Genomic DNA, 13,089 nt, shown 5'->3' on the forward strand with positions numbered 1-13,089 from the left:
CTTCATTAGCGATGGGCGCTAGGTGCGGCTAGTGCACGGGCGGTGGCGACATCCGCATTGATCGCCGTTTTCAATGCCTCCAGAGAGGCGAAGCGCTGCTCTTCACGCAGCTTTTGGTGGAAAACCACCGTCAAACGCCGGTCATACAGATCGCCGGCAAAATCTAAAAGATGGACTTCAAGGTGGGCCTTGCCATCACCCTGTACCGTGGGCCGCACGCCGATATTGGCGACGCCGGGCCAGGTCTTGCCGTCGATATCGACATCCACCAGATACACCCCGGTGAACGGCACGCGACGACGCTTGAGTTGAATGTTGGCAGTGGGCGTACCCAGTTGCCGGGCCAGTTTCTGGCCGTGCAGCACGCGACCGGCAATCCGGTACGGGCGGCCGAGCAAACGTTCGGCCAAGGCAAAATCGGCGGCGGCCAATGCGTTACGCACCTGCGTGCTACTGACGCGAATGCCGTCCAGCTCGACGGTTTGCGCCGCTTCGACGGTAAAACCGTGCATCTGCCCGGCCTGCAACAGGAAATCGAAGTCGCCGAGGCGGTCGCAACCGAAACGGAAATCGTCACCGACCTCAAGATGCTGCACGCCAAGACCATCAACCAGGATGGTATCGACGAACTCACTGGCGCTGAGTTTGCTCAAGCGCTGGTTAAACGCCAGGCACAACACCCGGTCAACGCCTTCGGCGGCCAGCAGTTGCAGCTTGTCGCGCAAACGGGCCAGACGTGCCGGCGCGGTTTCGGGGGCAAAGAATTCCCGTGGCTGCGGCTCGAAAATCACCACGCAGCTGGGTACGCCCAACTCGAGCGCACGCTCACGCAGTCGGGCCAGGATAGCCTGGTGACCACGGTGAACACCGTCAAAGTTGCCAATAGTGGCGACGCAGCCCCGATGCTGGGGGCGCAAGTTGTGGAGGCCTCGAACCAGCTGCATAACGCGCTTCTTGCTCATAAAGTGGTCGATTATAACCACACCCGACGGCCGACGACAGGCAACACCGTAACGCAAAGTGAACGAGCCGACAAAACTGCCGGCCCGCGCCTGTTTATAAAGGGTAAAACCTTAACTCAAGGCCTTGCGATTGAAGTCACGCAAGCGGAAACCGAGCAGCAGCAACATACCGAAATAGGACACCACGCCCGCCGCGACCAATGCGCCCAGACGCAGGAAGCGCTCAAGCATGTGCCCTTGATCCCACGCCGGCATGAAATGCATGCCAAGCAGCAACACTGCCGACATCACCGCCACGGCGATCACCAGTTTGAAACCGAACTTGGCCCAACCCGGCTGCGGCTGATACATCTGTTGCTTGCGCAATTGATAGAACAGCAGCCCGGCATTCAGACAGGCACCGCCACTGATCGCCAAGGCCAGGCCGGCATGAGCCAGCGGACCAATCAGAACGAGGTTGAACAGTTGCGTAACGACCAGCGTGAAGATTGCGATTTTTACCGGCGTACGGATGTTCTGTTGCGCATAAAAGCCCGGTGCGAGCACTTTGATCACGATAATTCCGAGCAGGCCGACAGAATACGCAATCAGCGCACGCTGGGTCATTTCGGCGTCAAAGCCGCTGAACTGACCGTACTGAAACAGCGAAACCGTCAGCGGCTCAGCAAGAATCCCCAGCGCCAGCGCACAGGGCAGCACCAGCACAAAGCACAGACGCAGGCCCCAATCGAGAATCCGCGAGTATTCGTGGCGATCCTTGCTGGCATAGGTTTTCGCCAATGTCGGCAGCAGAATCGTCCCCAATGCCACGCCAAGCACGCCGGATGGCAACTCCATCAAGCGGTCGGCGTAATACATCCACGACACCGAGCCTGCGACCAGAAACGAGGCGAAGATGGTGTTGATGATCAGCGAAATCTGACTGACCGAGACACCGAGAATCGCCGGCAGCATCTGTTTCATCACCCGCCACACGCCGGTATCGCGCAGGTTCAGTCGCGGCAGTACCAGCATGCCGATCTTTTTCAGGTGCGGCAGTTGATAGAGCAACTGCGCCAGACCGCCGACCAAGACCGCCCAGCCCAGCGCCATCACCGGCGGATCGAAGTACGGCGTGAGGAACAGCGAAAACACGATCATGCTGACATTGAGCAGGGTCGGCACGAAGGCCGGCACCGAGAAGCGGTTCCAGGTATTGAGGATCGCGCCAGCCAGCGACGACAGCGAGATCAGCAATATATAGGGGAACGTCACCCGCAACAGATCAGAGGTGAGCTGGAATTTTTCCGGTGTATCGGTAAAGCCCGGAGCCGTTGCCCAGATCACCCAGGGTGCGGCGATCATGCCCAGCGCAGTCACTACCGCCAATACCAGCGTCAGCAGACCTGACACGTAAGCAATGAACGTGCGCGTCGCTACTTCACCCTGCTGACTTTTGTACTCGGCAAGAATCGGTACGAAAGCCTGAGAGAAAGCACCTTCGGCGAAGATCCTGCGCAGCAGATTGGGCAGTTTGAAGGCGATAAAGAAGGCGTCGGTCGCCATCCCGGCACCGAATATACGAGCAATCAGCGTGTCACGGACAAACCCCAAAATCCGGGAAAGCATCGTGATAGAGCTGACGGCGGCCAACGATTTGAGCAGATTCATTGAGGGAATTTGTGCCTGTCGATAAACAGCAGGCGAACAAAGCGCCTACTTGTGCGATACTCCGCGCCGCAGCAGCACAGAGCCAAAGCTCGCGAGTTTACAGGTCAAGCGCCGGAAATAAATATCCCGCCTCTTTATACCTACCACTTAGCGGAACGTTTCAAGTGCCCTTGACAAGACTTCAACTCATCGGCATGATTCGCGGCCTATTTTGTTTGCTATTTCCTAAAAAGTCTTTCGAGGAGCTCGACGGTGGCCAACTCACCTTCCGCCAAAAAACGTGCAAAACAGGCTGAGAAGCGTCGCAGCCACAACGCCAGCCTGCGTTCCATGGTTCGCACCTACATCAAGAATGTAGTTAAAGCCATCGACGCAAAAGACGCTGAAAAAGCTCAAGCTGCATACGTTCTGGCTGTGCCAGTTATCGACCGTATGGCCGATAAAGGCATCATCCACAAGAACAAGGCTGCTCGTCATAAGAGCCGTCTGAATGGCCACGTTAAAGCGCTGAAAGAAGCTGCTTAATCGACGTAGTCATTAAAAAACCGACCTTAGGGTCGGTTTTTTATTGCCTGTGATTTAACAAATCCAGCGCAAAAAAAATGTAGGAGTGAGCCTGCTCGCGATAGCTTTTAGTCAGATGTATATTTGCTGACTAACACACCGCTATCGCGAGCAGGCTCACTCCTACAGTTGGTTTTGCGGCGTTATTGCTGGACGGGTACCCACGGCAGGATCGGGATCGCGGTCACGGCATTCTGCGGGCTACCCTCGATCAAGCGATCGCTGTAGACCAGATACACCAGCGTATTGCGCTTCTTGTCGAGGAAACGCACCACCTGCATGGTTTTGAATACCAGCGAAGTGCGCTCCTTGAACACCTCATCGCCATCCTTCAGCTCGCCCTTGAACTTGATCGGGCCGACCTGGCGGCAAGCGATCGACGCTTCGGCGCGATCCTCAGCCAGACCCAGACCACCCTTCACACCGCCCGTCTTGGCGCGCGACAGGTAGCAGGTAACCCCTTCGACTTTCGGATCATCGAAAGCCTCGACCACAATGCGGTCGTTCGGGCCGACAAACTTGAACACTGTCGACACCTGACCGATTTCCTCGGCCGAGGCCAGCAATGGCATCGCCATCAGCAAGCCCAACAATCCTTTTGCTAAACGCATCGAGTTTTCCTTAAACCAGAATCAGGTTGTCACGGTGAACCAATTCAGGCTCCGCCATGTAACCGAGCAAACCGACAATCGCATCCGACGACTGACCGATGATTTTTTGTGCCTCCAGCGCGCTGTAGTTGGCCAGGCCACGGGCAATCTCACGACCATCCGGCGCCACACAGACCACCATTTCGCCGCGACGGAAACTGCCCTGCACCAATTTCACCCCCACGGGCAGCAAACTCTTGTTGCCCTGAGACAACGCCGACACTGCACCATCATCCAGCACCAGCGTGCCACGGGTCTGCAGATGCCCGGCCAGCCATTGCTTGCGCGCCGCGAGCATGCCTCGCTCAGGCGACAACAACGTACCGATGCGCTCACCCGCCTTCAAGCGATCAAGCACGCGCTCAAGGCGCCCACCGACGATAATGGTGTGCGCACCGGAACGCGCCGCCAGCCGTGCCGCACGCAGCTTGGTCTGCATGCCGCCACGCCCCAGCGCACCACCCGTGCCACCCGCGACCGCATCCAGCGTCGGATCATCAGCGCGCGCCTCGTAAATCATCTGCGCATCGGGATTATTACGCGGATCGGCGTCGAACATGCCGTCGCGATCAGTAAGGATCACCAGCAGGTCCGCCTCGACCAGGTTAGCCACCAGCGCCGCCAGCGTGTCGTTGTCGCCGAAACGGATTTCGTCAGTGACCACGGTGTCGTTCTCGTTGATCACCGGGATGACTTTCAGCTCAACCAATGCGCGCAGGGTGCTGCGGGCGTTGAGGTAACGCTTGCGGTCGGACAGGTCGTCATGGGTCAGGAGAATCTGCGCTGTGTGCCGACCATGCTCGGCGAAGCTTGATTCCCACGCCTGCACCAAGCCCATCTGGCCGATAGCCGCAGCCGCCTGAAGCTCATGCATCGCACTGGGTCGTGCGGTCCAGCCCAAACGACTCATGCCGGCCGCCACCGCCCCCGAGGACACCAGCACCAACTCGACGCCAGCCTCATGCAAGGCCACCATCTGCTCGACCCAGACACCCATTGCCGCGCGATCCAGCCCTTTGCCATCAGCTGTCAGCAAAGCGCTGCCGATCTTCACGACCCAACGCTGCGCACCTGTCACCTTGCTCCGCATCATCTTCAACCTTAGCTTGAGGGCTGCGCGACCCAGCGCCGCCCATGACGTTATTTGTGACTTGCGATTTCCAGATACTAAAACGCCGCTCGGTTGAGCGGCGCTTAAGTTTACTGCAACGAATCAGTCACGCACGTAAATGATTTCCGGACCGTCTTCGTCATCCACATCTTCTTCGTCCCAGTCATCATCGCCAATGTCATGGACCGACTTCACGCCGCTGCGACGCAGGGCACGCTTGTCATCCAGCGCCTGCAGTTGCGCGCGGGCTTCGTCTTCGATGCGCTGATCGAGATCGGCCAGCTCTTCCTTGTAAGCCGGGTCATTGGCCAGACGATCAGCACGATCTTCCATGTAACGCATGATGTCGTGGCACAGACGCTCGGTGCCAATCTTGGCGATGGCCGAGATCACGTAGACCGGACCGGTCCACTCCAGGCGCTCAACGATTTCCTTGACGCGCTCATCGTGCTCTTCTTCAAGGATCTGGTCGCACTTGTTCAGCACCAGCCAGCGATCACGCTCCGCCAGGGACGGGCTGAATTTGATCAGCTCGTTGACGATCACTTCAGCGGCATCCGGTGCACTGCTGTCATCCAGAGGCGCCATGTCGACGAGGTGCAGCAACAGACGGGTACGCGCCAAGTGCTTGAGGAAGCGAATGCCCAGACCGGCACCGTCGGAAGCGCCTTCGATCAGACCCGGAATGTCGGCAATGACGAAGCTCTTCCAGCGATCGACGCTGACCACACCCAGGTTCGGCACCAGCGTGGTGAACGGGTAGTCGGCGACTTTTGGCTTGGCCGCCGAAACGGAGCGGATAAAGGTACTTTTACCGGCGTTCGGCAAACCCAGCAGACCGACGTCAGCCAGTACTTTCATTTCCAGTTTCAGATCACGCTGCTCACCCGGCTTACCCGGCGTGGTCTGACGCGGCGCACGATTGGTACTGGATTTGAAACGGGTGTTACCCAGACCGTGCCAGCCACCCTGCACTACCATCAGTTTCTGGCCAGCCTTGGTCAGGTCGCCGATCACTTCCTGGGTAGCAGAGTCGATCACCGTGGTGCCGACCGGCACGCGCAGGATCAGGTCCTCGCCTTTTTTACCGGTGCAGTCAGTGCTGCCACCGTTGGAGCCACGCTCGGCGTCGAAGTGCCGGGTGTAACGGTAGTCGACCAGGGTGTTGAGGTTTTCGTCAGCCATCATGTAGATGGAACCGCCGTCACCGCCATCACCGCCGTTCGGGCCACCGTTTTCGATGAATTTTTCCCGACGGAAACTCATGGCGCCATTGCCGCCGTCACCAGCCTTTACGCGAATCGATACTTCATCAACAAACTTCATAACCAACGCCTCTCGCCATACGGACGAGCCGAAAAACAATCAAGACATAAGACTCTTGCAAAAATGAGCGCAGCGACCCCAAAACACGACCTGCATCGCACGCCGACAGCCCATACAAACAGTTTTGCAAGAGACTCACCCCACAAACGAAAAAGCCCCGTCGCGAGACAGGGCTTTTCCAGCGATCGCGCAATTAAGCTGCGACAACGCTCACGTAACGGCGGTTGAACGCGCCTTTTACTTCAAACTTGATCACGCCTTCGATTTTCGCGAAGAGGGTGTGATCCTTACCCATGCCAACGCCGTAGCCAGCGTGGAATTGGGTGCCGCGCTGACGCACGATGATGTTGCCCGGAATGATTTTCTGGCCGCCATACATCTTAACGCCAAGGCGTTTGGCTTCTGAGTCGCGACCGTTACGGGTACTACCACCAGCTTTTTTGTGTGCCATGAGTCAATTCTCCTAGTGAGGAATTAGGCTGAAATTAAGCCTGAATACCGGTGATTTTGATCTCGGTGTACCACTGGCGGTGGCCCATACGCTTCATGTGGTGCTTACGACGACGGAACTTGATGATGCGAACTTTATCGTGACGACCTTGGGAGATCACTTCAGCCACAACGGTAGCGCCAGCAACAACTGGAGCGCCGATATTCACGTCGTCGCCATTGGCAACCAACAGAACGCGATCAAAGGTAACGGATTCGCCGGTAGCGATTTCCAGTTTTTCGATCTTCAGGTATTCACCTGGGGCGACTTTGTACTGCTTGCCGCCAGTAACGATTACTGCATAAGACATGGTATTTCTCCGATAATCCTGCTCACCCAGCTCTTTATAAGAAGAGGTATTGGCTGGCATGGCTGCATAAGGCTGGAAGGCCCGTTGCAATTGCGTAAGGCAGGTGCTGCCCAGGAAGTTCAGGGTGCGCGATTGTACGCAAGCCGCGAGAGACGCGCAAGTAGCCGTCCATCGCGCCTTGACAGCTCTGGATGTGAGTCCTAGCATGCCGCGCAACCCTTCTGGAGCGACTCTCGCTGATGCAACCCCAAGCTTTCTACCGCGCGGTGGCGGACGATTTTAGCGCCGTCGACGGCATCATCAAGAAGCAGCTGACTTCCCGAGTACCGCTGGTATCGAAAATCGGCGATTACATTACCTCGGCCGGCGGCAAACGTCTGCGTCCTTTATTAGTGTTGCTGTGTGGCAAGGCCCTTGGTCGCGAAGGCGACGACATGCGTCTTTTGGCCGCCACCATCGAATTCCTGCACACTGCGACCCTGCTGCATGACGACGTGGTCGACATGTCCGGCATGCGCCGTGGCCGCTCGACCGCCAACGCCATGTGGGGCAACGCCCCAAGCGTGCTGGTCGGCGACTTCCTGTACTCACGCTCGTTCGAAATGATGGTCGAACTGGGCTCGATGCCAGTGATGAAGATTCTGTCCCAGGCCACGCGGATCATCGCCGAAGGCGAAGTGCTGCAACTGTCCAAGGTGCGCGACGCCAGCACTACCGAAGAAACCTACATGGAAGTCATCCGCGGCAAAACCGCGATGCTCTTCGAAGCCTCGACTCACAGTGCTGCGGCACTGGCCGGTGCCTCCGCCGAGCAGAGCGAAGCGCTGCGTACTTTCGGTGATCACCTCGGTGTGGCGTTCCAGTTGGTCGACGACCTGCTCGACTACAAGGGCGACGCGGAAACCCTGGGCAAGAACGTCGGTGACGATCTGGCCGAAGGCAAGCCGACCCTGCCGCTGATCTACACCATGCGTGAAGGTACGGCTGAACAGGCTGCTCTGGTGCGTCAGGCGATCCAGAAAGGCGGGATCGAAGACCTGGAAAGCATCCGCATTGCTGTGGAAGCCTCCGGCTCGCTTGAGTACACCGCGCAACTGGCCCGTGATTACGTGGCCCGTGCGATCAAGTGCCTCGATGCACTGCCGGCCAGTGAATATCGGGATGCGCTGGTTGAACTGAGTGAGTTTGCGGTCGCCCGTACGCACTGATTCTGCCCACTGTGGGAGCGAGCCTGCTCGCGAAAGCGATCTGCCAGTCGACTTCAATGTTGACTGACCTGACGCCTTCGCGAGCAGGTCGAATCGTCGCACCGTCGCTCCCACAGTTGTTTCTGCGCTATGCCCTCCCTCGCGTAAAACCCTATACAATGTGCGACTTTTAGCGATCCACATCCCAAGGAGCCTTAGTGAGCACGTTGCCACCCTGCCCGAAATGCAATTCCGAATACACCTACGAAGACGGCACCCAACTGGTGTGCCCGGAGTGCGCCCACGAGTGGTCTGCCAGCGGCGAAGCCGAAGTGGCGTCCGATGATGCCGTGAAGAAAGATTCGGTCGGCAACGTCCTGCAGGACGGCGACACCATCACCGTGATCAAGGATCTGAAGGTCAAGGGCACCTCGCTGGTGGTCAAGGTCGGCACCAAGGTCAAGAACATCCGTCTGTGCGATGGCGACCACGACATCGACTGCAAGATCGACGGTATCGGCCCGATGAAGCTCAAATCCGAGTTCGTCAGAAAGGTCTGATTCCACTGTCATCCATCCCGCGCCAGCCGTGGGATGGAGCTTCGCCCTCCCCGCTCCGCCCCAGCAAAACCAAGCAATAACCAAACGCCAGCCGTTTTGACCTTACGCAATCTTTACCCGGAAAATTTCACAATCCGCCAATAGACGCTTGCTATTTGACGAATAAGAATTATTCTCATTGAAACCCTACAAGGAGATGAGAACCATGACTTATTTGATCGACGCGTGGCTGGATCGCCCACACCCTTACCTCAGAATCCTCCATCGGGAAACCGGTGAAGTCTGTGCGGTGCTTGAAGAAGAAGCCCTGCATGAACTGCAAGACCAAGGGGATCTGGACGTCAGCAGCCTCAATTCCAGCGAGCCATTGGTGCTCAAGGAGCTGGTGCGCAATCTGTTCCTGTTCTGCTATGCCCGGGCGTTGCGCCCGACCAGTGAGCTGCATCACAAGATAGAACTATGAGCAGTAATACAAAACCTGTGGGAGCGAGCTTGCTCGCGAAGGCTTCAACTCGAATCTCAAGTTAGATCCAGTCGCCTGCATTCGCGAGCAAGCTCGCTCCCACAAAGGTCTTACAGAACGTCCAGCAGCTCGACGTCGAATACCAGAACGCTGTGCGGCGGGATGCTGCCAACGCCTTGAGCGCCGTAAGCCAGTTCGCTCGGCACGTACAGACGCCATTTGCTGCCGGCATTCATCAGTTGCAGGGCTTCGGTCCAGCCAGCGATCACGCCGCCAACCGGGAATTCTGCAGGCTGGCCACGCTCGTAGGAGCTGTCGAACACAGTGCCGTCGATCAGGGTGCCGTGGTAGTGAGTACGTACTTGATCTTCACGGGTCGGCTTGGCGCCTTCGCCCTGAGTCAGCACTTCGAATTGCAGGCCGGAAGCCAGGGTGGTGATGCCGTCACGCTTGGCGTTTTCAGCCAGGAAGGCCAGGCCTTCGCCAGCAGCGGCTTCAGCTTTGGCAGCGGCTTCGGCTTGCATGATTTCGCGGATAACCTTGAAGCTGGCGGACATTTCTTCCTGACCCACACGGCTTTCCTTACCGGCGAAAGCGTCGGTCAGACCGGCCAGGATGGCGTCCAGGCTAACGCCCGGTGGCGGGTTGTCGCGCAGCTGGTCACCCAGCTGACGGCCGATGCCGTAGCTGACGCGGGTTTCGTCGGTGGACAGATTTACTTCGGACATGACACTGCTCCGCTGTGCGGACGGCCACAAGACTTGCCGTGCGTGCACAGCGCGTCCCGGCGCGCCCGGAACCAAAAGGGCGAGCAGACTAGCACAGATGTTCCGGCGATGGCGCGCAACGCCTACAGGGCTGAACGCCAGGCGAGCGGCACCTTCAGGCTTTCCTCGCCACTGGGACCCAGACCACACATTTCGTCATGTACCGAGGTGTGTACAAGGTTGAATGGCAATACCGGAAAGGCATGCAACAAATCCCGCGCGTGCTCAACCGAGCGTAGCGTCAGCATGTTGCCTTTGAGATCACTCAACGGATACGCCGCGCCATGCATCCGTGCTTCGAGCAGGTAAATCCCGCCTTCCATGGAGATCAGGTTCAACTCATCAACCTTCCTGGCGATGGCAAACGCATTCAACTCTTGCAGGTTCATGAACGCACCTCACAACGTGGCGAGTCAGGACCTCTACAGGGATATGCCCGCGCGCACCAAAGCACAAGCCACAAACAACACCGCCCGTCTGTTTCGCAACAGACGGGCGGTGTTTTTGCAGCGATCAACGGTTGATCAGTGCTTGGTGACCTTGTCCAGGTAACCCATGGCGAACGCCGAAACGACGAAGGTCATGTGGATGATCACGTACCACATCAAGTGCTCGGGATCGACGTTCTTGGCGTCCATGAAGATGCGCAGCAGGTGGATCGAGGAGATCGCCACGATTGAGGCTGCCACTTTCATCTTCAGCGACGAAGAGTCCATGGTGCCGAGCCAGCTGAGCTTTTCCTTGCCTTCATCGATGTTCAGTTCAGAGACGAAGTTCTCGTACCCGGAAATCATCACCATGACCAGCAGGCCGCCGACCAGCGCCATATCGATCAGCGACAGCAGCACCAGAATCAGTTCCGACTCGGCCATCGAGAACACGTTGGGCAGGATGTGGAAAACTTCCTGGAAAAATTTCAGTGCCAGCGCCAGCAATCCGAGGGACAGCCCGATATAGATTGGCGCCAGCAGCCAGCGCGAGGCGTACATTGCGTTTTCGATAAAGCGTTCCATTGAGTCTCACACAGGGGGGCTGGAAATGGCGGCGAGTATAACAGCCACCTATGACAGCCAGAAACCGCCGAAAAATCCGCCACCTGCGTGTGTGAGTGATTTTTTTTCTGCTAGTGTCCAAACCATTGACAGCCCAGTGACTGTAGACAGGACGCGTGGAAATGGATGTGCGATTACCGATAACGACGGCCGGAATCTGCCTTGCACTGTTGATCAGCGGTTGCTCGCCTGGCGACGAGAAGCACGCCGCCAGCCTTGAAGAAAAGACCGCAACGTTCGAACAGTCGCTGGACGCCATCACCGATCCGAAACTCAAGGACGCCATCACCGAACTTGGCGGCTCACTGCTGTTGCTTGAACGGGCGCAACTCAAGCTGAGCGACAATCCACCGCGCACCGAATACGGCGAAGACGCACTCGCCGTGCTCAAGCACTACCCTGCCCCGCAGACGCTGGTCGACACTTTTATCAATGGCCTGTTCGTGCTGCACAAGGACGCCAGCTCCGATTACCTCACCGACCTGCAACCGGTGTTCCCCTTCAACCTGAACATTCCCGGCGGTTTCCTGTTTCCCCATGGGGTGGAATGGCAGTCGGTAACGTTGAGCAACAAACGCGTGATCGCTTATCAGCCGGAATGGTCGGAAACCGATCCGGGTATTCAGCTCAGCCCCTCCAGCTCCAACGTCACCAACCCCGATGACCTGACCGTAACCTACCCGTTCATTGACGGACTGGATGTGGACAAGAAGACCCTGCCGCAACCGGTCAGCCTCCAAGGGCGGATCGAAGTCATCGCGCCGCGCCGCCTGTACAGCTTCGACCTGACGCAAAAGGACGTCGGCCAGACCCGCACCAACGACAATCTCAGCGTCAAACTGCTGAAGCTTGAAAAGGACTACGCCGAGGTCGAATTCAGCAACAACCTGCCGCTGGCCGCGGAAGTCGCCGATGCCCAACTCAATCCGCTGATCGTCCAGGCCCGCGATAAAACCGGCCAGTATCTGGTGCGTGCCGGCTCGATCAACGAGAGTCCGGAGCAAGTCGCCTTCTACCAGAAACAACTGGCGTACCTGCAACAGCAGAAGAGCTGGAGCGATACGCTGGAAAAGCAGCTCACGCAAGAGCAGCAGGCATTCGAGGAGAAACATCCACGTCGCTATAACAAGGTCTACTTCAACGGCCCGATCGATACCCTGGAAGTCAGCGTGCTGGATTTTTCCTCGGCGACCGTGACGCGTAAACCGCTGGATCTGCCGATTCGCACGTTCAATCAGCACACCACGGAGAAAACCATCCAGCCACTGGATCCGTCAGTGACGGTTTACGACGACCTGGCGGTCAACTGGCTCAAGGGTGCGAGCCTCACCGAAGAACAACTGAAGGCCGGCATTCGCATCCATCAATCCGTGGAAGAACCGAGCGCTGCCCGCATCGAGTTCTCCCATCGCCGCACGTTCAACGATGAATTGCTGGGCGATGACTTCAGTCCGGGTGTCAGCCCCGTCACGTTTTTCACCGAAAAGCGCAGCGGCAAGCTCGATGAGCCGATCGAACTGCCGCCCGAGGCGTATCAAGTCGATCCGCTGCGCGCGACGATTACTTACGATTTGAATCTGTTCCCGGAAACCCCGGCGATTGCCGTCGGCTCAATGCCGCTGTTTCTCGCCACGGTGGCGAAACAGACGTACGACGCCAAGTCACTGCCCAAAGGCCTGGAGATCAAGAACAACATGCTGGTGGTGGACCTGAAACTGTTTGCGCCCAACGAATGGCGTTTCTTCGTCAAGGATGACAGCGGCAGCTATCTCAAGCAGATCCTTTCAGTCAGCCACGACGCGGGCGCAGAAGGCCCGGCGTTGTTTGGCGTGCATTACTTTTATGGCCGCCCAAGCCACGTGGAAACCTATCAGCGAACCGACCTCGCTACCGTGCAATACGGCTTTGAGGTCAAACTCGACAAGGCGCCAATGCCTGAGACTGCGCCTTGAAGTGCAGGATCAAAAGATCGCAGCCTGCGGCAGCTCCTGCAGGCG

The 13,089-nt window shown here is 57.7% G+C and carries 15 protein-coding genes; 5 read left to right on the forward strand and 10 right to left on the reverse strand.

The features are described 5' to 3' along the window. Window positions 1-5: 5 nt before the first annotated feature. Entirely contained in the window at window positions 6-944 is a 939-nt protein-coding gene (gene ribF, locus AB4N44_RS13010; RefSeq protein WP_008078544.1) for a bifunctional riboflavin kinase/FAD synthetase, read from the reverse strand. A gap of 129 nt (window positions 945-1,073) precedes the next feature. Next, entirely contained in the window at window positions 1,074-2,612 is a 1,539-nt protein-coding gene (gene murJ / locus AB4N44_RS13015; protein ID WP_460108745.1) for a murein biosynthesis integral membrane protein MurJ, read from the reverse strand. A gap of 252 nt (window positions 2,613-2,864) precedes the next feature. Between murJ and rpsT the strand changes: the two genes are divergently transcribed. Next, window positions 2,865-3,137, forward strand: coding sequence for a 30S ribosomal protein S20 (gene rpsT, locus AB4N44_RS13020; protein WP_003228351.1), 273 nt, complete (start codon window positions 2,865-2,867; stop codon window positions 3,135-3,137). A gap of 182 nt (window positions 3,138-3,319) precedes the next feature. Here rpsT and AB4N44_RS13025 read toward each other — a convergent pair whose 3' ends face one another. The 5 genes from AB4N44_RS13025 to rplU form a co-directional block, all read right to left on the reverse strand. Next, entirely contained in the window at window positions 3,320-3,787 is a 468-nt protein-coding gene (locus AB4N44_RS13025) for a CreA family protein (protein WP_064392406.1), read from the reverse strand. 10 nt (window positions 3,788-3,797) lie between these two features. Beyond that, entirely contained in the window at window positions 3,798-4,916 is a 1,119-nt protein-coding gene (gene proB / locus AB4N44_RS13030) for a glutamate 5-kinase (protein ID WP_150751790.1), read from the reverse strand. 123 nt (window positions 4,917-5,039) lie between these two features. Continuing rightward, a complete protein-coding gene (gene cgtA, locus AB4N44_RS13035) occupies window positions 5,040-6,263 on the reverse strand; it encodes an Obg family GTPase CgtA (RefSeq protein ID WP_150706882.1) in 1,224 nt (407 codons plus the stop codon). Between the two features lie 193 nt (window positions 6,264-6,456). Then, window positions 6,457-6,714: a 50S ribosomal protein L27 gene (gene rpmA, locus AB4N44_RS13040; RefSeq protein ID WP_003176049.1), complete on the reverse strand. Its 258-nt coding sequence runs from the start codon at window positions 6,712-6,714 to the stop codon at window positions 6,457-6,459. A gap of 34 nt (window positions 6,715-6,748) precedes the next feature. Then, a complete protein-coding gene (gene rplU / locus AB4N44_RS13045; protein ID WP_003176051.1) occupies window positions 6,749-7,063 on the reverse strand; it encodes a 50S ribosomal protein L21 in 315 nt (104 codons plus the stop codon). Window positions 7,064-7,302: 239 nt separating this feature from the next. Between rplU and AB4N44_RS13050 the strand changes: the two genes are divergently transcribed. The 3 genes from AB4N44_RS13050 to AB4N44_RS13060 all read left to right on the forward strand — a co-directional run bounded on the left by AB4N44_RS13050 (window position 7,303) and on the right by AB4N44_RS13060 (window position 9,273). After that, window positions 7,303-8,271: a polyprenyl synthetase family protein gene (locus AB4N44_RS13050; RefSeq protein ID WP_127929839.1), complete on the forward strand. Its 969-nt coding sequence runs from the start codon at window positions 7,303-7,305 to the stop codon at window positions 8,269-8,271. A 197-nt stretch (window positions 8,272-8,468) separates the two neighbouring features. After that, window positions 8,469-8,810 carry a zinc ribbon domain-containing protein YjdM gene (locus AB4N44_RS13055; protein ID WP_016986200.1) on the forward strand — a complete coding sequence of 114 codons (342 nt, stop codon included), beginning with the start codon at window positions 8,469-8,471 and terminating at the stop codon, window positions 8,808-8,810. Between the two features lie 205 nt (window positions 8,811-9,015). After that, on the forward strand, window positions 9,016-9,273 hold the full coding sequence (locus tag AB4N44_RS13060) for a PA4570 family protein (RefSeq protein ID WP_034153845.1): 258 nt from the start codon (window positions 9,016-9,018) through the stop codon (window positions 9,271-9,273). A 110-nt stretch (window positions 9,274-9,383) separates the two neighbouring features. Here the strand turns inward: AB4N44_RS13060 and AB4N44_RS13065 are convergent, their stop codons facing one another. The 3 genes from AB4N44_RS13065 to AB4N44_RS13075 all read right to left on the reverse strand — a co-directional run bounded on the left by AB4N44_RS13065 (window position 9,384) and on the right by AB4N44_RS13075 (window position 11,053). Next, on the reverse strand, window positions 9,384-10,001 hold the full coding sequence (locus tag AB4N44_RS13065; RefSeq protein ID WP_008078561.1) for an FKBP-type peptidyl-prolyl cis-trans isomerase: 618 nt from the start codon (window positions 9,999-10,001) through the stop codon (window positions 9,384-9,386). A gap of 122 nt (window positions 10,002-10,123) precedes the next feature. Next, window positions 10,124-10,429: a DUF6482 family protein gene (locus AB4N44_RS13070; RefSeq protein ID WP_095121727.1), complete on the reverse strand. Its 306-nt coding sequence runs from the start codon at window positions 10,427-10,429 to the stop codon at window positions 10,124-10,126. A 135-nt stretch (window positions 10,430-10,564) separates the two neighbouring features. After that, a complete protein-coding gene (locus tag AB4N44_RS13075; RefSeq protein ID WP_007909801.1) occupies window positions 10,565-11,053 on the reverse strand; it encodes a TIGR00645 family protein in 489 nt (162 codons plus the stop codon). A 161-nt stretch (window positions 11,054-11,214) separates the two neighbouring features. On the opposite strand from AB4N44_RS13075, the gene AB4N44_RS13080 reads away from it, so the two are divergent. Beyond that, window positions 11,215-13,044 (forward strand): hypothetical protein, encoded by a 1,830-nt coding sequence (locus tag AB4N44_RS13080; protein ID WP_316917132.1) that lies wholly within the window; start codon window positions 11,215-11,217, stop codon window positions 13,042-13,044. Window positions 13,045-13,089: the final 45 nt, after the last annotated feature.

The organism is Pseudomonas sp. S3_C06, assembly GCF_054667675.1.